At 70.7% G+C, this 19,900-nt stretch carries 20 protein-coding genes; 7 read left to right on the forward strand and 13 right to left on the reverse strand.

Features of this window, described 5'->3' with window-relative positions; translation table 11 throughout:
- Positions 1-73 precede the first annotated feature (73 nt).
- From ACHFIV_RS05080 to ACHFIV_RS05090, 3 genes are all read right to left on the reverse strand, one after another.
- Positions 74-1,957, reverse strand: a complete 1,884-nt coding sequence (locus ACHFIV_RS05080; protein WP_398963981.1) for a glycosyl hydrolase family 18 protein — start codon at positions 1,955-1,957, stop codon at positions 74-76.
- A 168-nt stretch (positions 1,958-2,125) separates the two neighbouring features.
- Positions 2,126-2,776 carry a response regulator gene (locus ACHFIV_RS05085; RefSeq protein WP_398963984.1) on the reverse strand — a complete coding sequence of 217 codons (651 nt, stop codon included), beginning with the start codon at positions 2,774-2,776 and terminating at the stop codon, positions 2,126-2,128.
- Complete coding sequence (locus ACHFIV_RS05090) at positions 2,773-3,969, reverse strand: sensor histidine kinase (protein WP_398963986.1); 1,197 nt, start codon at positions 3,967-3,969, stop codon at positions 2,773-2,775. Before ACHFIV_RS05090 ends, ACHFIV_RS05085 begins: the two co-directional genes overlap by 4 nt.
- A 150-nt stretch (positions 3,970-4,119) precedes the next feature.
- Here ACHFIV_RS05090 and ACHFIV_RS05095 point away from each other — a divergent pair, with 150 nt between their 5' ends.
- Positions 4,120-4,677: a hypothetical protein gene (locus tag ACHFIV_RS05095; RefSeq protein WP_398963988.1), complete on the forward strand. Its 558-nt coding sequence runs from the start codon at positions 4,120-4,122 to the stop codon at positions 4,675-4,677.
- Here ACHFIV_RS05095 and ACHFIV_RS05100 read toward each other — a convergent pair whose 3' ends face one another.
- From ACHFIV_RS05100 to ACHFIV_RS05110, 3 genes are read right to left on the reverse strand one after another with little or no spacing between them, the layout of a single operon-like run.
- The gene (locus tag ACHFIV_RS05100; protein WP_398963991.1) at positions 4,678-5,250 is read right to left on the reverse strand and encodes a cob(I)yrinic acid a,c-diamide adenosyltransferase; all 573 of its coding nucleotides are present in this window, start codon (positions 5,248-5,250) and stop codon (positions 4,678-4,680) included.
- Between the two features lie 13 nt (positions 5,251-5,263).
- A complete protein-coding gene (locus ACHFIV_RS05105; RefSeq protein WP_398963994.1) occupies positions 5,264-6,013 on the reverse strand; it encodes an ABC transporter permease in 750 nt (249 codons plus the stop codon).
- A gap of 8 nt (positions 6,014-6,021) precedes the next feature.
- A complete protein-coding gene (locus ACHFIV_RS05110) occupies positions 6,022-6,804 on the reverse strand; it encodes an ABC transporter ATP-binding protein (RefSeq protein ID WP_398963997.1) in 783 nt (260 codons plus the stop codon).
- An 82-nt stretch (positions 6,805-6,886) separates the two neighbouring features.
- Here ACHFIV_RS05110 and ACHFIV_RS05115 point away from each other — a divergent pair, with 82 nt between their 5' ends.
- The 4 genes from ACHFIV_RS05115 to ACHFIV_RS05130 all read left to right on the forward strand — a co-directional run bounded on the left by ACHFIV_RS05115 (position 6,887) and on the right by ACHFIV_RS05130 (position 11,749).
- Positions 6,887-7,528 (forward strand): TetR/AcrR family transcriptional regulator, encoded by a 642-nt coding sequence (locus ACHFIV_RS05115; protein WP_398964000.1) that lies wholly within the window; start codon positions 6,887-6,889, stop codon positions 7,526-7,528.
- A 126-nt stretch (positions 7,529-7,654) separates the two neighbouring features.
- Entirely contained in the window at positions 7,655-8,503 is an 849-nt protein-coding gene (locus tag ACHFIV_RS05120) for a 3-hydroxyacyl-CoA dehydrogenase family protein (RefSeq protein ID WP_398964002.1), read from the forward strand.
- A 239-nt stretch (positions 8,504-8,742) separates the two neighbouring features.
- Positions 8,743-9,066, forward strand: a complete 324-nt coding sequence (locus ACHFIV_RS05125) for an STAS domain-containing protein (protein WP_398964005.1) — start codon at positions 8,743-8,745, stop codon at positions 9,064-9,066.
- A gap of 211 nt (positions 9,067-9,277) precedes the next feature.
- Complete coding sequence (locus ACHFIV_RS05130; RefSeq protein ID WP_398964007.1) at positions 9,278-11,749, forward strand: ATP-binding protein; 2,472 nt, start codon at positions 9,278-9,280, stop codon at positions 11,747-11,749.
- A gap of 70 nt (positions 11,750-11,819) precedes the next feature.
- On the opposite strand, the gene nucS is transcribed toward ACHFIV_RS05130, so the two are convergent.
- Positions 11,820-12,491: an endonuclease NucS gene (gene nucS / locus ACHFIV_RS05135; RefSeq protein ID WP_398964009.1), complete on the reverse strand. Its 672-nt coding sequence runs from the start codon at positions 12,489-12,491 to the stop codon at positions 11,820-11,822.
- Positions 12,492-12,748: 257 nt separating this feature from the next.
- Between nucS and ACHFIV_RS05140 the strand changes: the two genes are divergently transcribed.
- A complete protein-coding gene (locus ACHFIV_RS05140) occupies positions 12,749-13,141 on the forward strand; it encodes an SCO5389 family protein (RefSeq protein ID WP_203182494.1) in 393 nt (130 codons plus the stop codon).
- A gap of 97 nt (positions 13,142-13,238) precedes the next feature.
- Here the strand turns inward: ACHFIV_RS05140 and ACHFIV_RS05145 are convergent, their stop codons facing one another.
- Positions 13,239-14,270 (reverse strand): LLM class flavin-dependent oxidoreductase, encoded by a 1,032-nt coding sequence (locus ACHFIV_RS05145; protein ID WP_398964013.1) that lies wholly within the window; start codon positions 14,268-14,270, stop codon positions 13,239-13,241.
- 217 nt (positions 14,271-14,487) lie between these two features.
- On the opposite strand from ACHFIV_RS05145, the gene ACHFIV_RS05150 reads away from it, so the two are divergent.
- Positions 14,488-14,817, forward strand: coding sequence for an ATP/GTP-binding protein (locus ACHFIV_RS05150; protein WP_398964016.1), 330 nt, complete (start codon positions 14,488-14,490; stop codon positions 14,815-14,817).
- Positions 14,818-14,850: 33 nt separating this feature from the next.
- Here the strand turns inward: ACHFIV_RS05150 and ACHFIV_RS05155 are convergent, their stop codons facing one another.
- The 5 genes from ACHFIV_RS05155 to ACHFIV_RS05175 form a co-directional block, all read right to left on the reverse strand.
- Complete coding sequence (locus tag ACHFIV_RS05155) at positions 14,851-15,711, reverse strand: ABC transporter permease (RefSeq protein ID WP_398964019.1); 861 nt, start codon at positions 15,709-15,711, stop codon at positions 14,851-14,853.
- The gene (locus ACHFIV_RS05160; protein ID WP_398964022.1) at positions 15,708-16,841 is read right to left on the reverse strand and encodes an ABC transporter ATP-binding protein; all 1,134 of its coding nucleotides are present in this window, start codon (positions 16,839-16,841) and stop codon (positions 15,708-15,710) included. Before ACHFIV_RS05160 ends, ACHFIV_RS05155 begins: the two co-directional genes overlap by 4 nt.
- A gap of 137 nt (positions 16,842-16,978) precedes the next feature.
- Positions 16,979-17,758 carry an ABC transporter permease subunit gene (locus ACHFIV_RS05165; protein WP_398964025.1) on the reverse strand — a complete coding sequence of 260 codons (780 nt, stop codon included), beginning with the start codon at positions 17,756-17,758 and terminating at the stop codon, positions 16,979-16,981.
- A 5-nt stretch (positions 17,759-17,763) separates the two neighbouring features.
- Positions 17,764-18,777, reverse strand: coding sequence for an ATP-binding cassette domain-containing protein (locus ACHFIV_RS05170; protein ID WP_398964028.1), 1,014 nt, complete (start codon positions 18,775-18,777; stop codon positions 17,764-17,766).
- Between the two features lie 90 nt (positions 18,778-18,867).
- A complete protein-coding gene (locus ACHFIV_RS05175) occupies positions 18,868-19,803 on the reverse strand; it encodes a cellulose-binding protein (RefSeq protein ID WP_398964031.1) in 936 nt (311 codons plus the stop codon).
- Positions 19,804-19,900 lie beyond the last annotated feature (97 nt).

Below are 19,900 nucleotides of genomic sequence, written 5' to 3' on the forward strand. Positions count from 1 at the left end.
CGAAAGCCGGGGAGACAGGGGGCGGACCTGTCTCCCCGGCGCTTTTCGGGGGTGCGGCTGACCCGTGGGGGGGCTAGTTGAGGCCGCTGTCCATCGCGCTCACCAGTTCACCGTTCGCGGTGTCACCGCTGAACTCCCAGAAGAACGCCCCGCCCAGACCCTGGCTGTTCGCCCAGGCCATCTTGGACGTGATCGTCGCCGGGGTGTCGTAGCTCCACCAGTTGGTGCCGCAGTGGGCGTAGGCGGTGCCGGCGATCGTGCCGGTGGCGGGGCAGGTGTTCTTGAGGACCTTGTAGTCCTCGTTGCCGGGCTCGTACGTACCCGGGGCCGCGCCGGTCGCCGTGCCACCGGGGGCGGACTGGGTGACACCGGTCCAGCCGCGGCCGTAGAAGCCGATGCCGAGGAGCAGCTTCGAGGCGGGGACGCCCTGGGCCTTCAGCTTGGCGATGGCGGCGGCGGAGTTGAAGCCCTCCTGCGGGATGCCGGTGTACGAGGTCAGCGGCGAGTGCGGGGCCGTCGGACCCTTCGGGGCGAAGGCGCCGAAGAAGTCGTACGTCATGACGTTGTACCAGTCCATGGACTTGGCGGCGCCGGCGTAGTCGGCCGCGTCGATCTTGCCGCCCGTCGATCCGTCCGCGGTGATCGCGGCGGTGACCAGGTTGCCGGTGCCGAACTTCGTCCGCAGGGCGGAGGCGACGTTCTTCAGTGCCGCCGGACCGCTGGTGTCACAGGTGAGACCGCAGGCGTTCGGGTACTCCCAGTCGATGTCGATGCCGTCGAAGACATCGGCCCAGCGGGGGTCCTCGACCAGGTCGTAGCAGGACTGGGCGAAGGCGGCCGGGTTCTGGGCTGCCTGCGGGAAGCCGCCGGACCAGGTCCAGCCGCCGAACGACCAGAGGACCTTGATGTGGGGGTACTTGGCCTTCAGCTTGCGCAGCTGGTTGAAGTTGCCGCGCAGCGGCTGGTCCCAGGTGTCGGCGACGCCGTCCACCGACTGGTCGGCGGTGTAGGCCTTGTCGTAGTCGGCGTAGGAGTCACCGATGGTGCACTTGCCGTTCTGGACGTTGCCGAACGCGTAGTTGATGTGTGTGATCTTCGCGGCGGAGCCGGAGGTCACGAGGTTCTTCACGTGGTAGTTGCGCCCGTAGACGCCCCACTCGGTGAAGTAGCCCAGGTTGATCTTGTCACCGGTGCCGGGGTTGCCCGGGTCGGTGGTCCCGGTGGTGCGCACGGCGACCGAGGAGCTGACCGGACCGGTCTGGTCGGCGGTGTCGCGGGCCTGCACCGTGTACGAGTAGTCGGTGCCCTTGGTGAGGCCGGTGTCGGTGTACGTCGTCGTGGTGACCGTCGCGACCTTGGCGCCGTCGCGCAGGACGTCGTAGTTCTTGACGCCCTTGTCGTCGGTGGCGGCGCTCCAGCTGAGCTTCGCCGAGGTGTCCGTCACGTTGCTCACGGCCGGTGTGCCGGGCTTGGACGGGGGGTTGTCGCCGGGGACGCTGCCGCCGTCACAGGAGGCGCCGTTCAGCTTGCAGCCGGTGGGGGAGCCGGTGCCGGTGCCGTTGAAGCCGAAGCTGATGCTGGCGCCCGGGGCGACCGTGCCGTTCCAGCCGAGGTTCTTGGCGGTCCAGTGCGTTCCGGAGCTCGTGACGGTGGCGTCCCAGGCGGAGCCGACCGCGGTGCCGGAGGGGAAGTCCCACTCGATCGTCCATGAGGAGAGGGCGGTCGTGCCGGTGTTCTTGACCGTCCACTGGCCCTCGAAGCCGCTGCCCCAGTCGGACTTCTTGAGATAGGTGGCGGTGGCGGAGGTGGCTGCCTCGGCGGGGGAGGCCAGGCCCACCATCGCGGCCAGGGGGAGCAGCAGCGCGGTGAGGCCCGCGACCGTCTTGGACCTGGCTGCTGTGCCGGTTCCTCGTCTCCATCTGAGTCGGGACCGGCGTACGGGGTTGTCAGTGCTCAACGGTGCTCCTCGGGTGAGGTCCGGCAAACGGGGATGGTCCGTAACCTTCGAACCCTGCGTCGCCCTGAGCCCGCTTTGTCATGGCGTACTCACCGCAGCGTGTCCGGTGAGATTAGGAAGGTCTGGACCAATCGTCAAGAGGTCTGGACCAAAGATCCTGGCCGGAGTTCAGAGGCCCAACTCCTGTGCGAGCACGGCTGCCTGGACCCTGCTGCGCAGGTCGAGCTTGCCGAGCAGCCTGCTGACGTGCGTCTTCACCGTCGCCTCCGCCATGGAGAGCCGCCCCGCGATCTCCGCGTTCGACAGCCCTTCACCGAGACAGCCCAGCACCTCCCGCTCCCGGCGCGTCAGGGTGTCGAGCGCCTCGGGCACGGGCCCGCCCGCCCTGCGCGCGGAGGAGGTCCCGGCGAACTCCTCGATCAGCCTCCGCGTCACGGCCGGGGCGATCGTGCCCTCGCCGCGTGCCACCGTCCGTACGGCTTCGAGCAGGTCCTCGGCCTCGGTGTTCTTCAGCAGGAAGCCCGACGCGCCCGCGCGCAGCGCCCCGAAGACGTACTCGTCCAGGTCGAAGGTGGTCAGCACCAGCACGTCCGCCAGCCGTTCCGACACGACCTGCCGCGTCGCGGACACCCCGTCGAGCCGCGGCATCTGCACGTCCATCAGCACCAGGTCCGGGCGGAGCTCACGGGCCAGGCGCACGGCGGCCTCGCCGTCGGCCGCCTCACCCACGACCTCGATGTCCGGCGCACTGCTCAGGATCAGGACCAGTCCCGCGCGCACGGCCGACTGGTCCTCCGCGACCAGTACCCGGATGGTCATGTTCGGTGAGTCCCTTCTTCGACGGGCAGTTCGGCCCGCACCAGCCAGATCTTCGTGCCGTCGCCCCTCGGCTCCGGCCCCGCCACGATCGTCCCGCCCAGCAGCGCGACCCGTTCCCGCATGCCCACGAGACCGGCGCCCGATCCGGGCGCGCGAGGTCCGGGGCGGTCGCCGGACACGCTGCTCACCTCCACCGTGAGCAGGGTGCCCGACCGCTCCAGCCGGACCGTCACCGGGCCGGGTGCCGCGTGCTTCAACGCGTTCGTCAGCGATTCCTGGACGATGCGGTACGCCGCCAGCTCCACCGGTGCGGGCAGCGGCCCGGACTCGTCACGGCCGTCCAGAAGGGTGACGGTGAGCCCGCTGGACGCGGAGTTCGCGCCCGCCTGCGCCACGAGGGCGTCCAGGGAGGCGAGGGTCGGTGCCGCGCTCGGCGGCCACGCCGCACCGCTCTCCCGCAGCAGTCCGATGAGCCGCCGCATCTCCGCCAGCCCGTCCACACTGTTCCGCCGGATCACTCCGAGGGCGTCGCGGGAGGTGCCCGGATCGTCGATGGAGAGCGCGGCGGTGGAGTGGATGGCGATGGCCGACAGGTGGTTGGCGACCATGTCGTGCAGTTCGCGGGCCATCCGGGAGCGCTCGGCGGTCACCGCCTGGACCCGGTCCATCTCGGCCAGCAGCGCGGTCTGGTCGGCACGCAGCCGGGCCGCGTCCGCGGCCTCCCGGTGGTTGCGCACACTGACACCGGTGAGGGCGGGGCCGAAGGAGACCATGCCGGTGACGATGCCGATGAGCAGGGCGTCCGCCGACGGGAGCCAGGCGACGAAACCGATCGTGGTGGCGACCGTGACGAGCAGGGTGATCACCGGGATGCGACGTGAGGCGGCGGGTGAGCCGTACAGCACCGCGGCGTACACCAGGTCGGTGAACATGAGCAGGGTCGCCAGGCTGCCCACGGTGAACTGGTCGGCCACCAGCGCGAGCGTGCCGGCCGCCAGCGCGGTCAGGGGGGCGCTGCGGCGGAGCAGTTCCAGGGCCGACATGACCGCGAGCGGCAGCAGGGACACCCAGGGGGTGTCGAACAGCCGGCCGTTCTGGATGTGGATCCCGACCAGCCACAGCAGCACGCCGCCGGACAGCCCGATGACCGCGAGGAGTACGTCGTCGCGGTGCGGGCGCGCAAGGAAGGACACACGCCCATCCAACACGGCGGCGCGCCCGGGCACGTCCGTACACGGGTCGAGGCGCGGCTACATCGAAGGATGCAGTCAGGTTTCGTCACTCCCGACGACGCTCCGGCGCCCCACGCGGGGGAGCCTGGAGGGACCGGAAGGAGAACTGCCGTGATCGTCACACTGATCGTGCTCTGCGAGGTCGGGTTCTGGGTCCTGCTGGCCGCCGGACTCGCGCTGCGCTACGTCGCGAGGAAACCCCGGCTCGGGGCGGCGGTGCTGCTGTGCGAGCCCCTGCTGGAGGTCGTCCTGCTGGTGGTGACGGCCATGGACCTGAAGAACGGCGCCGAGCCGGGCCTGCGGCACGGCATCGCCGCCGTCTACATCGGCTTCACCGTCGGACTCGGCCACTCCACCATCAAGTGGGTCGACGCCAGGGTCGCCCACCGCTTCGCGGGCGGACCGCCACCCGTACGGCCCCCGAAGTACGGGATGGCGCGCGCCGCCCACGAGTGGCGCACAGCCGCCCGCTGGACCGTCGCCGCGGTGACCGCCATGGCCCTGCTCCAGGCAGCGATCTGGTACGTCGGCGGGGACGGTGACACCGGCTCGCTGCGGGAGTGGCAGCAGAAGATGCTCTGGGTGATCGGGATCAACCTGTTCATCGCCGGCGGCTACACGGTGTTCCCCAAGCAGGAGCCCAGGGGCCGGGTGGGGGCGGGCCGCTGATCAGCGCTCGCCGCCCGGCACCCACAGCACGTCGCCGACCTCCTTGTTCGCCGTCCTGGCGAGGATGAACAGGAGGTCGGACAGGCGGTTCAGGTAGGTCGCGGTCAGCGCGTTCATCGCGTCCCCGTGGACCTCCAGCGCCGCCCAGGTGGAACGCTCCGCCCGCCGGACGACCGTGCACGCCTGGTGCAGCAGCGCGGCCCCCGGGGTACCGCCCGGAAGGATGAAGCTCCTCAGTTTCTCCAGTTCCTCCAGGAAGGTGTCGCAGTCCGCCTCCAGCTTGTCGACGTAGGACTGCTCGACGCGCAGCGGCGGGTACTGCGGGTCCTGGACCACCGGCGTGGACAGGTCCGCGCCCACGTCGAACAGGTCGTTCTGGACCCGGACGAGGACCTTCACGACGTCCTCGGGGAGGTTCCCGAGAGCGATGGCCGTGCCGATGACGGCGTTGGCCTCGTTGGCGTCGGCGTAGGCCGAGATCCGCAGATCGGTCTTGGCGGTCCGGCTCATGTCGCCGAGGGCGGTGGTGCCCTTGTCGCCGGTACGGGTGTAGATGCGCGTCAGATTGACCATGGGGCCAGCGTAGTTACGCCCCTGCCCTGCGGAAGACCCGTGTGCCGGCCGTCACGGCCAGAAGGGCGAACGCCACGGCCACCAGCACCCCGTACAGCATGTGCGCCGTGGCGTACGAGCCGACGTACGCGTCCCGCACCGCGTCCACGAGGTAGCGGAATGGTGTGAAGTGCGACAAAACGTCCAGCCAGGTGGGGCCGAGCGTCATCGGGAGCATCAGGCCGGAGAGCAGCATGGCCGGCATGGTGAGCGCGTTGATCACCGGCCCGAACTCCTGCGGTGTGCGCACCTTCATGGCCAGGGCGTAGGACAGCGAGGCCAGTGAGACCGTGAGCAGGCCCACGAACGCGAAGCCGATGAGCACCCCGGGAAGCGGCGCGCGCAGGCCCATGACCAGGGCGGCGAGCACCAGCAGCACGGCCTGGAACATGAACAGCAGGGCATCCCGCAGCACCCTCCCCAGCAGGAGGGCGAGACGGCTGACGGGGGTCACCCGCATGCGTTCCACCACTCCCGTCGACTTCTCGATGATGACCGAGAAGCCGGCGAACGAGGCGCCGAACAGCCCCAGCTGGAGCAGCAGTCCGGGCACCAGGACCTGCCAGGAGTCGCCCTCCGAGCCGAGCGGGAGGCCCGTGAGGAGCGGGCCGAAGAAGAGCAGGTAGAGCAGCGGCATCAGGATCCCGAAGAAGATCTGGAACCGGGAGCGCAGGGTCTGCCGGAGGTACCGGCCGAAGATGAGCGACGTGTCATGGAGAAGCATCGGAGGTCCTATACGGCGACGGGGGCGGTCCCGGCGGCAGCCGGGGCGCGGCCGGTGATCGCGAGGAAGGTGTCGTGCAGCGAGGCGTCGGGCGAGCCGGCGTGCTCGGCCTTGAGCGCGGCCGGCGCCCCCTCGGCGACGACCAGGCCGCCGTCGACGACGACCAGCCGGTCCGCGAGGGCGTCGGCCTCGTCGAGGTAGTGGGTGGTGAGCACGATCGTCGTGCCGAAGTCGGCCCTCAGTCCCCGTACGAGGTCCCACAGGTCCTCCCGGCTGCCCGGGTCGAGCCCGGTGGTCGGTTCGTCGAGGAAGAGCACGGCCGGGCGGTGGGTGAGGCCCATCGCGATGTCGAGGCGCCGCCGCTGGCCACCGGAGAGGGCGGCCGTTCTGCGGTCGAGCAGATCACCGAGGCCGAGGTGCCCGGCCAGCTCCGCCGCGCGCGCGACCGCCTCGGCCTTGCCCAGCCGGTACAGCCGCCCCTGGGTGACCAGCTCCTCCCGCACGGTGACGTGCGGGTCCACCCCTCCGGACTGGGCGACGTAACCGCAGTTCGCCCGGACCCCGGCCGGGTCCGCGGCCAGGTCGTGGCCGGCGACGGTGGCCGCGCCACCGGTGGGGGCGAGCAGCGTGGTGAGCATCCGCAGGGTGGTGGTCTTCCCCGCGCCGTTGGGTCCGAGGAGACCGACGATCTCTCCCGGCATGACGGTGAGATCCACCGAGCGCACGGCGTGCACCGGCCCCGCCTTGGTCGTGAAGGTCCGGGCGAGCCCGGCAGTGCTGATGACTGGCATAGCTCCTACGAAAACAGAGTGACTCCAAAAATGCAATGGCTCCAAAAATTCAGGAGCACCACCGGATCCGTAGGATGGAGCCATGGCTGAGGGACTGAGGGAGCGGAAGAAGCGCCGGACGAGACAGCACCTCTCGGACGTGGCCACCGGACTCTTCGTCGAGCGGGGCTTCGACGCGGTCACGATCGCCGAGATCGCGGAGGCCGCCGACGTCTCGGTGAACACCGTGTACAACTACTTCCCGGCCAAGGAGGACCTCTTCCTCGACCGCAGCAGCGGCATCGTCGACCGGCTCTCGCGTTACGTCCGCGGCCGGGACGTGGGGGAGTCGGCTGTCGAAGCCGTCCTGCGTGAGCTGCGGATCCAGGTGGAGGGCGTCTCGCCGACGGTCGGCCTCATGGACGGTTACGCGCACTTCATGCGGGTCATCGAGGGGGCCGACAGCCTCAAGGCCCGCCTCTGGCACATCGGCCAGGAGGCCCAGGAGCAACTGGAGGCGACGCTGCGGGAGGAGGCCGGGGCGGCTCCCGGCGACCGCGCTCCGGGGCTGGTGGCCGGTCAGCTCTCCTGGTTGCACAGCACACTCATGGCGTACATCGGCGGCGAGATGGTCGCCGGGCGCGGGACGCACGAGGTCTCGCGCGACGCTCTCGCCCTGCTCGACGACATGGAGGAGCTGCTCGGCGGAAAAGTGCTCAACTACGCGCGACGCGCCGCCACGTGACACAGGCCGGTGTGATGTCCGTCATGTGAGACGTGACGCGCATCTCTTCACGGCCCCCTGACCCCTCACGGGTACTAATCTCCGCCGGAGAGCATGCGAACGACTAGAAGCATTGGGGTGCCAAACGTGGCCAGGAAGCTCGCCGTCATCGGCGCCGGACTCATGGGTTCCGGTATCGCGCAGGTCTCCGCCCAGGCGGGCTGGGACGTCGTGCTGCGTGATGTCACCGACGAGGCGCTGGCCCGCGGGCGCGGCGGCATCGAGGCCAGCTACGGCAAGTTCGTCGCCAAGGGCAAGCTGGAGGCGTCCGACGCCGAGGCCGCCCTCGCCCGGATCACCACGACCACCGACCTCGACGCCGTGGCCGACGCGGACGTCGTCGTCGAGGCCGTCTTCGAGAAGCTCGAGGTCAAGCACGACATCTTCCGTACGCTCGACAAGGTCGTACGGGAGGACGCCGTCCTCGCCTCCAACACCTCCGCCATCCCGATCACCAAGATCGCGGCGGTGACGGAGCGCCCGGAGCGTGTCGTCGGGGTGCACTTCTTCTCGCCGGTCCCGATGATGCAGCTCTGCGAGCTGGTGCGCGGCTACAAGACCAGCGACGAAACCCTCGCCACCGCACGGGAGTTCGCCGAGTCCGTGGGCAAGACCTGCATCGTCGTCAACCGCGACGTCGCCGGCTTCGTCACCACCCGGCTGATCTCGGCGCTGGTCGTCGAGGCGGCCAAGCTGTACGAGTCGGGTGTCGCCTCCGCCGAGGACATCGACACCGCCTGCAAGCTGGGCTTCGGCCACGCGATGGGCCCGCTCGCCACGGCCGACATGACGGGCGTGGACATCCTCCTGCACGCCACGGGCAACATCTACACCGAATCCCAGGACGAGAAGTTCGCCGCTCCCGAGCTGATGCGCCGGATGGTCGACGCAGGTGACATCGGGCGCAAGAGCGGGCAGGGCTTCTACACCTACTGATTACGACCGGGCCCCCGGGCCGTCCGATGTGCCGTCAATCGGACCCGGGGGCCGGGGATCCGGCGCCGTCCGGTGCGCGGATCGTGTGGTACCGCCGGACCTGCTTCACCCCTCGGGGTGAATTCGGTATCGGTTCGCTCACAGACGGCAACTTCCCTGTCACTGCGGCAGTCAGTGGTGACAGAGGCAGAAAGAGATCCAGACCGACCGACCGCGCGGAGCACTTCCGGGGAGCGTATATGCACATCAGGGGCGACCACGCCGAGCTGGCCGTCGGGGGCCGCCTCGATGTCCGAAGCGCGGCGGACGCCCGTACGGTCCTGCATTCGGCCGTCGACGACGGAGCCGGCGACCTCGTGCTGAACCTGACCGAGCTGGACTCCTGGGACGCCACCGGCCTCGGCGTCATCATGGGGGCCCACCGCAGAGCCGGCCGGGCCGGCCGGCGACTGGTGCTGCGCGGCGTGCCGCCGCAGATGCAGCGCCTGCTGGTGGCGACGAGGCTGCACCGCATCCTCGCCATCGAGGGCGGGATCGCCGCTGACTCCCTGCCGCGTGTCTGAGAGCGGCGGCGATACACGCACAATCCTCACAAGAACGTGATGTCAGGGGCGGCGCGGCCCCCCAGCGGTTCATGGATACTGTGCGAAGGTTTAGGGTTCGGCCGTCTGCCGATCGACGAGGACCCGCTGGCGGACACCGGACCGGAGCGACACCGGGCGTGCGAGGCCGGAGGGGGCAACCGCGCGCTGCGCGTCTGAGGGGACTTTGACGATGGACCCGACCAATCGGGGGCCGGAAGAGTACGGCCACGGCAACGACCGTTCCGGTGACGAAGGCGGGCGGCGACGACAGTCCCGCGACCCGCTGACGCCCGACTTCGGGCACCAGACACCACAGCAGTCCCGCACGGTGCAGTTGATATCGGGCGACTTCCTCCTCACCGTCAACCCGGTCGACGGCAGCGAGATCGAGCCGTGCAGGCCGGGCGGACAGCCCGACGCGCCCGTGCGCCACACAGCCGCCCAGCGCGTGGAGCGTGAGCGCGCGGCGGCGCCGCCCGTGCCCCCCGGACCGCCCGCGCCGCAGATGCCCCTCCTGGAACGCCAGGAGGAGCGTGAGCGGCTGGTACGGCTGCTCGCCCGGGGGCGTTCCGTGAGCCTCACCGGGCCCGCCGGGTCCGGCCGCACGGCCCTCCTGGACGCCGTCGCCGCCGACTGCGCGGATCTGGCCCCAGACGGCGTCGTACGGCTCTCCGGTCACAAGCGGACCGCCACCGACCTGCTGTACGGGCTGTTCGAGGCCGTCTACCGCGCTCCGCTGCACCGCCCCGACCGCGAAGGGCTCCTCGCCCTCCTCCACGGCATCGGTGCCGTCGTCGTCGTCGACGACCTGGACCTCGGCGGCGCGGCCCTCCAGGAACTGCTCGACGCCACCCCGGAGTGCGCGTTCCTCCTCGCCGCCGCCCCCGACGCGGCCGCGCCCGCGGCCGAGGCGAACCTCGACGAGGTGGTCCTCGCCGGTCTCGGCCGCGGCGCTTCGATCGAGCTCATGGAACACGTCGTCGAGCGCCCCCTCACCGAGGAGGAGGCGAACTGGGCGGGAGACCTCTGGTTCGAGTCGGAGGGGCTGCCCCTCCGGTTCGTCCAGGCCGGCGCCCTGCTGCGCCAGCGGGACGACCTGCGGGCCGGCCAGGACACGTACGACGAGTACGACGGAGACCCGGCAGACGCGCCCTTCGGCCACGCCGAGCCGGCCGATCTGCCGCTGCCCAGCCTCGGGGAGGGTGCGGCACCCGCCGCGCTGCTCGCCTCCCGGCTGAGCGAGGCCGCCCGCGAGACCCTGCGCTTCGCCGTCGCGCTCGGTGGCGAGGTGCCGCACCAGGCACATCTGCCGGCCCTCGTGGGGGACACCCACGCCGATGCCGCACTGGGTGAGCTGGCACTCGTCGGTCTGCTCTCCCCGGCGGGCCCCCGCTACCGGCTGGCCGCCGGGGTCCTGGCCCAGCTGGAGGCGAGCGGATACGGCGAGAACGCGGAAGCACACGCCCGCAGCGCCGCCCAGCACTACGCCTGGTGGGCGGGGCACCCCTCGGTCACCCCGGAACGCGCGGTCGCCGAGGCGGACGCCCTGCTCGCCTCGATGGCCCGCCTCGTCCCCGGCGACACACCGGGACAGGCCAGCGTGGCCGTCCTGCTGGCCCGCAGCGCCGCCCCCGCCTTCGCGGCGGGCATGCAGTGGGGTGCGTGGGAGAAGGCCCTCAGGACCGGCCAGGAGGCCGCACGGCTCGCCGGCGAGGTGGCCGAAGAGGCTTACTTCCACCATGAGTTGGGTGTGCTGGCGCTGTGCACCGGCCATCTGGACCGGGCCAGGGCCGAGCTGGAGGCATCCATCGGCATGCGCGGGGCGCTCGCCGACAAGGCCGGTGCGGTGGCCGGGCGCAGGGCGCTCGCACTCGTGGCGGACCGCTCGGGCGAACCGCTGCACACAACCCCGGCGGGTGAGGAGGCGCCGAGCCCGCGTCACGAGGGGCCGGCCTCACTCCCCGGCGATACCCCGGCCGCGACCCCCCTCTTCCCCCGGCACACCGAGACGCCCGCGACCCTGGCCGCCCGTCGCACCCCGCAGCCGGCCGGTGCTCCCACCGGGCCCCTGGGGGTGCTGCGGGGAGCCCGGCGCAACCTCGTCGCGGTGGGCGCCGGCGCACTGCTGGCGGCCGTACTCGGCACGGTGGTGACGCTGGGCGCCACGTCGGGCAGCGAGGACCCGGAGGGGCAGAACGTCACGACCGAACAGTCGGCGGACGAGGACGACGGCGGGAACGGCCTCCCCGCGGACGAGCCGTCCGACGAGCCGTCCACCGGCGGGGGCACGACCGGCGGCGGCTCCGAGTCCCGCGGCCCGTCCGGCACCGCCGGCCCGTCCGCGAGCAGCACCCCGTCCCCGGGCGCCTCGGGAACCGCGACGAGCCCGGGAACGGGCAGCCCGTCGAGCGGCAGCCCCAGCGACTCGCCGACGCAGGGCAGCCCGTCGCCGACGAAGAAGCCGCCGAAGCCGCCGACCACTCCGTCGAGCACGCCTCCCACGACTCCCACGGAGCCCACCCCCACCGAGCCCACCCCCACGGAGCCGACCCCCACCGAAACGGTGACGGAGCCGGAGACCTCCGACTCCGCCAGCGGCCCGGCGCAGACCGTCAGCGCGTCGGCCACGGAAGCCGGAAGCAGCTCGCCGACGACGGCCTGACAGCGCAGAACGCCGTGCGGGCCCGGAGACCGGGCCCGCACGGCGTCAGGGAGGCGACAGCCGCCCGGGGTCAGAACAGCCGCAGCTTGTCGTCCTCGATACCGCGCATCGCGTCGTAGTCGAGTACCAGGCACCCGATCCCGCGGTCGGTCGCCAGCACCCGGGCCTGCGGCTTGATCTCCTGCGCCGCGAACACACCCCGCACGGGCGCCAGATGCGGGTCACGGTTGAGCAGCTCCAGATAGCGGGTCAGCTGCTCCACGCCGTCGATGTCCCCCCGCCGCTTCAGCTCCACGGCCACCGTCGCGCCGTCCGCGTCACGGCACAGGATGTCGACGGGGCCGATCGCGGTCGGGTACTCACGGCGGATCAGGGTGTAGCCCTCGCCGATCGTCTCGATGCGGTCGGCGAGGAGCTCCTGGAGGTGCGCCTCCACACCGTCCTTGATGAGCCCCGGGTCGACGCCCAGCTCATGGGACGAGTCGTGAAGGATCTCCTCCATCGTGATGATCAATTTCTCGCCCGCTTTGTTCACCACGGTCCAGACGCCCTCGCTCTCACCGGCGCCCTCCTTCAGGGTGCACGGCGGGGACATCCAGTTGAGCGGTTTGTACGCCCGGTCGTCGGCGTGGATCGAGACGCTGCCGTCCGCCTTCACCAGGATCAGACGGGGGGCGGAGGGCAGGTGGGCGGTGAGCCGGCCCGCGTAGTCGACGGAGCAACGGGCGATGACGAGACGCATGGTCGGCAACGCTACTCGACGACCCGGGGTCCACGCGATTCCCGGACGCCTCCGCGCACACCCCTTGACGGGCGCGATCTGGCTTGCCCCTCTTTGAGACCGTTCGTTATTGGCCGGTTGTGTTCCCAATCTCCTGGTGCGGCCCGGACTGCGCCCTTACCGTGGAAGCAGGAGGTCGCCGTCTGTGTACGCAGCGTCGCCACCCTGCCCTGCCCGTAAGGCCCCGGCCACCTGTCGGGGTCGCGAGAGGAGAACCCATGTCGCTCGACGTCTCACCGGCGCTGTTGGAACAGGCCGAGCGAGGCGAGGTCGACGAAGCCGACTTCGTCGACTGCGTCCGGACCTCCCTGCCCTACGCATGGGAGATGATCAGCTCCCTGGTGGCCCAGCTGAAGGTGGACGGCGGAGAGTTCGCCGACAACCAGACGCCCCCGCCGGACGAGCAGGCACGTGGTCAGCTGCTGCGTGCGCTCGCGAGTGATGCGATACGCGGCGCGCTGCAGCGGCACTTCGGAGTGCGTCTGGCATTCCAGAACTGCCACCGCGTGGCGGTGTTCCCGCTGGACACCTCGGTCGACGAGCGGCTGGCCCGATTCACCTCGGTGAGAGGCCAGTTGCTCAACCAGTCGCCCGAACTACGGGACTGCTGAACGCTTCTGCTGCCGCTTCGGGCCGCGGGAGGTGCAACTGGCTCCGGGGCGGCAGCTCCCGCACCACCGCACCACCAGGACCACCAGCGCGAACGGGTCACTCCAGCAACGGCAGCACTTCCGTGCCCAGCCGCTGCACGTTCGTCTCCGTCGCCGCGAGATCACCGGACCCCTCGACCAGGAGGGCGAAGCGGGTGATGCCCGTGCGTTCCGCCGTGGCGGCCAGCCGGTCAGCGGCCAGACGGGGCGGGCCCACCGGATGCAGACCGCAGAGGAACTCCGTGTACGCGACGGGATCACGCATCACCCGGTGGCGGCCGTCGACCGTCACATGGGCGTCCAGCCCCTGGCGCAGCCAGCCGGGCATCGCCTTCACGAGCGTCTCCACGGCGTCCGCGGGACGGTCGGCGATCTGGGCCACCCCCGCGGACACATGTGCTACTCGCTCCACGACCTCCACCGGCTGGCCCGCCTCCAGGGCCGCCGATCGCCACAGAGCGACCATGCCGGCCTTCTCCTCGTCGCCGCAATGCATCCCGAGGAGCATCGGCAAACCCTTCGCAGCGGCGAGTTCCACGCTTTTCGGCGACGTGCACGCGACGATCACTTCAGGCCCCGGCGGACCGTCCCCGAGGAGCTCGTCGGCCCGGGGCACGACGGCCACCTCCCGGAAGCCGAAGCGCTCCCCACGGCCCGCCACGCGGGGCTTGTCCAGCCAGTCGAGCAGCAGATCCAGCGCCTCGGGGAAGCCCTTCTCGTACGCGTCGAGGCCTCCCTGGAACACCTCCAGGTCGACCCACGGACCACCACGCCCCACCCCGAGGGAGAAGCGCCCGCCGCTCGTCAGGTGAAGCAGCGCCGCCTGCTCGCCGAGCGCGACAGGGTGCTGGTTCGGCAGCACGCTCACCGCCGTGCCCACGCGGATCCTGCGGGTGCGGCCGAGCAGCAGGGCGGCCAGTGTCGTGGCGGACGGGCACACCCCGTACGGCACGAAGTGATGTTCCGCCAGCCAGACGGACTCGAGCCCCGACTCCTCCGCGACCTCCGCGGATCGGACGGCGCGGTGCAGGGCCTCACCCTGTCCCTGACCCGGGAACTGGGCTGCCAGTACGAACGTTCCTACGCGCATCGCCTTGTGCCTCCTTACGGCCGACGCGGTCTCCCCCTCCACTGGCAACAACGTCCGACACGTGCCAAAGGCACGGTCCACGAGGAAGTTGTTGCGATTTTCCGGTAACCCACTCGCTCCGCCGCAGCTCAGAAGCCCCACGCGCAACAGGCCGTCGGCCGATGCCTCTAGGCTGGACGGGACGATCCGCCCGTACCGCCGCCCCGTGAGGTGTCCCGTGTCCCCGCGCCGCAACCGCCCCCGAGGCGGCGAGAGTCCCATCGGCAACGCCCGAGAGCAGGCGGAGCGGTACGGCGGGGGAGGCGCCACGGAGAGCTGGCAGGGCGAGGAGTGGTCGGTGCGCCCGGTGAGCGGCGCGAGCGCCGCGGGCAAGCGCTACCGCTGCCCCGGCTGCGACCAGGAGATCCCCTCCGGGGTCCCCCATCTCGTCGCCTGGCCGGAGTTCGGCGGGATCGACGACCGCAGGCACTGGCACAAGGCCTGCTGGAACGCGAGGGACCGCCGCACCACACGGGTGCAGCGGTCCAGGAACGCTCCGCGTCACTGACGCGTCGGGCCGGGAAGGCCCCGGGGCACCGGCTCAGACGTCCCGGCGGTCCAGGGACGCGAACGCCCCGGCCATGGCCACGGCGGTCACACCGGTGATGACCCACAGCGGCTCCCAGCCCGTGGGGCCCGACGTGGTCACCGACGTGTCGTACATCGCCCCGAGCTGGTTGGGGATCGAGTACTCGAACAGGGCCTGCTGCACACCGGCCAGCGTCGGCGAGAACATGAACATCGCCAGCACGAGCGGGAGCAGTACCACCGCGATCATGATCGTGATGGCTCCGGCGGAGTGCCTGATGATCGCACCGAGCGCGAGCGAGAGCAGCCCGAGCATGGCGACGTAGGAGCCGACCCCGACGGTGGAGCGCACCCAGAAGCCCGTGCCGGGAGTTGCACCGTCGAGCATGGCCGTCTGCAGGACGCCGACGACCCCGGTGGTCACCGTGGTGATCGTGAAGGCGAGCAGGAAGAAGACGACCGACTTCGCGATCAGCATCCGCGCACGGCTCGGGCACGCGGTCAGCGTCGTACGGATCATCCCGGTGCCGTACTCGGACGCGATCGTCAGCACCCCGAGCGTGATCACGCAGATCGAGCCGAGCAGTACGCCGAAGAAGCCGAGGCTGAGCACCGGGGTGTCGTCCATGGGGGCGTCCGACACGTTCACGGCGATCGCGGTGAGCAGCCCGATGCCGATCAGCAGCACGATCATCACGCCGAGCGTCCACATCGTGGAGCGCACCGACCGGATCTTCGTCCACTCCGAGGCGATGGCGTCACCGAGGCCCGGAGTGCGTACGGGGATCGGTGAGGCGTACAGGCCTGCGGGGCCGCCCCAGCCCTGCTGGGGCTGCTGGGGTGCCTGGTGCGCCTGCGGCGGGGGCATCGTCATCGGGAGTCCTCGCTGGTCTTGTGCCCGGCCCGGTCGGCGGTGGGCGCGGGAACGGGTGCGTCGGCGTACGGGTTCTGTCCCGGGGGCGGCGGGGCGTACCAGCCCTGCTGCGGGATCTCCTGGGGCGGCCGGGGCGCGTATCCGGGCTGCCCGTAGCCCTCGGAGCCGGGCGGGCCGTACCCGGGCGGCGGCTGGAGTCCCTGCTTGGCGTCCGCCGTCGAGCGGTAGTCCACGGCGCCCTGCGTCATCCGCATGTACGCCTCCTCCAGCGATGCCCGGTGCGGCGAGAGCTCCCACAGCCGTACGTCCGCCGCGTGCGCCAGATCGCTGATCCGGGGGAGTCCGAGCCCGGTGATCCGCAGGGCGCCGTCCGGCTCGGGCATGACCTGCCCGCCCGCCTCCGTGAGCGCGGCGGTCAGCTTCTCCCGGTACTCCGGCCGGTCCGCCGGGACGCGTACCCGGGCGAAGTCCGCGGAGTTGGCCGAGATGAAGTCGGTGACGCTCATGTCGGAGAGGAGCTGCCCGCGGCCGATCACGATCAGATGGTCGGCGGTGAGTGCCATCTCGCTCATCAGATGACTGGAGACGAACACCGTGCGGCCTTCGGAGGCCAGCTGTTTCATCAGGTTGCGGACCCAGAGGATGCCCTCGGGGTCGAGCCCGTTGACCGGCTCGTCGAAGAGCAGGACCTGCGGGTCGCCGAGCAGCGCCGCCGCGATCCCGAGCCGCTGGCCCATACCGAGGGAGAAGCCCTTGGACCGCTTCTTCGCGACCTCCTGGAGCCCGACGACACCGAGGACCTCGTCCACCCGGGCCGCCGGGATACCCGCCAGCTGGGCCAGGCACAGCAGGTGGTTCCGGGCGCTGCGCCCGCCGTGCACGGCCTTGGCGTCGAGCAGCGCACCCACCTGGCGCGGGGCGTTGGGAAGGCTGCGGAAGGCGTGGCCGCCGATCGTCACGTGTCCGGACGTCGGCCGGTCCAGGCCGAGCATCATGCGCATGGTGGTGGACTTGCCCGACCCGTTGGGACCGAGGAACCCCGTGACGGCCCCGGGCCGCACCTGGAAGGAAAGGTTGTGCACGGCCGTCTTCGCGCCGTAGCGCTTGGTCAGGCCGACTGCCTCGATCATTCTCCAGCCCCATCGACTTATCTGTCGTCGGGGCCCAGGCCACCGGCCGCACGCCCCCCGTAAGAGTTAGGAGGATAACCAGCCGCCGGTGGTTCCGGCCAAGCCGTCGCGCGGAGCGCCGGCGTCCAGAGGGCCGCTCAGGCGTCCCGCTTCTTCAGCACGAGGTAGCCGCCGGCCAGTGCCGCCACCACCCACAGCGCCATGATCCCGAGCCCGGCCCACGGCCCGTACGGTGCCGGATCACTGTTCATGGCGTCCGGAACCACCTGCATGATCTTGGAGCCGGCCTGGTCGGGGAAGTAGCGGGCCACGCTCTTGGCACCCGGGACCGCGGAGAGGATCTGCGACACGAGGAAGAAGAACGGCATCAGGATGCCCAGCGACAGCATGGAGCTGCGCAGCATCGTGGCCACGCCCATCGAGAAGACGGCGATCAGGCCCATGTAGACGCCGCCGCCGAAGACCGCGCGCAGCACGTTCTCCGCGCCGATGTCCGTCCCCCGGTCGCCGAGCATGGCCTGACTCAGGAAGAAGGTCACGAAACTGGTGGCGAGACCGACCACCAGGGCCAGGACGCCCGCCACGGCGATCTTGCTGAAGAGGAACGACCCACGTTGCGGCACCGCCGCGAGCGAGGTGCGGATCATGCCCGAGCTGTACTCCGTACCCACCACCAGGACGCCGAAGACGACCATCGCCAGTTGTCCCAGGACCATCCCCGAGAAGCTGACGAACGTCGGGTCGAAGGTGGCCTGCTCGGCGGTGGAGAGATCGTCGAACTGGCTGTTCAGCAGGGCGCTCAGGGCCGCGCCCATGGCGACGGTGACGACGAACGCGCAGATCAGCGTCCATGTGGTCGACGAGACGGTGCGGATCTTCGTCCACTCGGAATTGAGGACCGCGGGAACCGATGCCATCGCCGTCACACCTCTTTCGTACGGACGTCGGACGTGCCGCCGCCGGCCTGCTGCTCGTTCCACCGGTCGCCCCAGTGCGGGCCCGCCTGCGGTGGTGGCTGCGCGTCGTCGCGCTCGGAGTGGGCGTGGTATTCCACGGAGCCCGCGGTCATCTGCATGAAGGCCTCCTCCAGGGAGGCCCGTTGGGCGCTGAGCTCGTGCAGCACGATCCCGTTCCGGCCGGCGAGCTCACCGAGCCGCTCCGGGGCCTCGCCGTCGATCTCCAGCGTGCCGTTGCCCGACTCGACCGCGACGACGCCCTCCGCGTGCAGGACGTCGCGCAGGCGCTCCTGCTCCGGGGAGCGCATACGCACGAAGCTGCGTGAGTTCTCGCGGATGAAGTCGGCCATCGAGGTGTCGGCGAGCAGCTTGCCCTGTCCGATCACGATCAGGTGGTCCGCGGTCAGAGCCATCTCACTCATCAGGTGCGAGGAGACGAAGATCGTCCGGCCCTCCGCCGCCAGGGCCTTCATCAGATTGCGGATCCAGTGGATCCCCTCCGGGTCCAGACCGTTGACGGGTTCGTCGAACATCAGGATCTCGGGATCACCGAGCAGGGCGGCGGCGATTCCCAGCCGCTGGCCCATGCCGAGGGAGAAGCCCTTGGACTTCTTCTTGGCCACCGCGCTCAGGCCCACCGTGTCCAGCACGTGCGAGACCCGGCTCGCCGGGATGCGGTTGCTCTGGGCGAGACACAGGAGGTTGTTGTACGCGCTGCGCCCGCCGTGCATCGACTTGGCGTCCAGGAGCGCCCCGATGTGCTTCAGCGGCTCCTGGAGTTCGCGGTAGTGGCGGCCGTCGATCCGCACGGTGCCGCTGGTCGGGTTGTCGAGGTCGAGCATCATCCGCATGGTCGTGGACTTGCCCGCGCCGTTCGGGCCGAGGAAGCCCGTCACCATGCCCGGTCTGACCCGGCATGACAGATGGTCGACGGCAACCTTGTTGCCGAAGCGTTTCGTGAGGCCGTCGAGCTCGATCATGCGCTCACGCTAGAACGGCCGCGCGCCCGGCGCCACCACAAAGGCGGAACCGGGCGCGCGAAAGATACGGCCGGTGTACGCGCCGTCGCGTCAGCGGGTCTGCTGCGCGGGGACCCCGCGCGTGGCGGAATCGTCCTCGGGGGAGCCCGCGGCGGCGACCGCGGCGCCCGTCAGCGTCGCCAGCATCTCGCGGACGTTGGTGAGCTGGGCGTTGATCGAGTCGCGGCGGTTGGTGAGCGCCGCCAGCTCGCGCTCCGACTCGCTGCGGATCCGGTCGGCCTTGGCGTTCGCGTCGGCCACGATGTCCTCGGCCTGACGCTGTGCCGTCTCCACCGTCTGACGGGCCCGGCGCTCGGCGTCCGTGCGGAGCTTCTCGGCCTCCAGGCGGAGCTGCTCGGCGCGGTGCTCGATCTCGGCGAGACGCTTCTCGGCCTTCGCCTGACGGGAGGCGAGGTCGCGCTCCGACTGGTCGCGGCGCTTGGCGAGGTTCGTCTCGAAGTCCGCGGCGGCCTGGGCGGCCTTGGCGCGGGTCTCCTCGAAGAGGGCGTCCGCCTCCTCGCGCTTCTGCTGGGCGTCCTTCTGGGCGTCGGTGCGCAGCGTGCTCGCCTCGCCCTTGGCCTTCTCGACGATGCGGACGCCTTCGTCCTCGGCCTTCGCCTTGCGCTCCGCTGCGAACGTCTCCGCGTCGTTGCGCACCTGCTGGGCGGCCGACTCGGCCAGCTCGCGGTGCTGCTCGGCCGCGCGGCGGGCCTCCTCACGCAGGTCCTTCGCCTCCTCCTCGGCGAGACGGAGGATCTTCTCGACGCGTGCGCCGAGCCCGGCGTACGACGGCTCGGCGTCGTTGACCTGGGCCTGGGCGTTCTGCGTCTCGAGGTGGAGCTCCTCGATGCGCTTTTCCAGAGCAGTGATACGGGCGAGGGCACTGTCACGGTCGGCGACGAGTTTGGTAATGCGGTCGTCCACCTGACCGCGGTCGTATCCACGTCGCACGAGCTCGAAGCCGAAGGGGGAGGAAGGGTCGCTCATGGGGTTCCTGTCGAATGAGACCGGTGAGGTGTTAGAGGGAATCCTAGGGGCCTGGGCGGCGTGTCAACGTGAAGATGCCGCTTTGGTATGGAGAATG

It is taken from the genome of Streptomyces sp. ALB3 (genome assembly GCF_044385685.1).
In the GTDB taxonomy this organism is placed as follows: Bacteria; Actinomycetota; Actinomycetes; order Streptomycetales; family Streptomycetaceae; genus Streptomyces.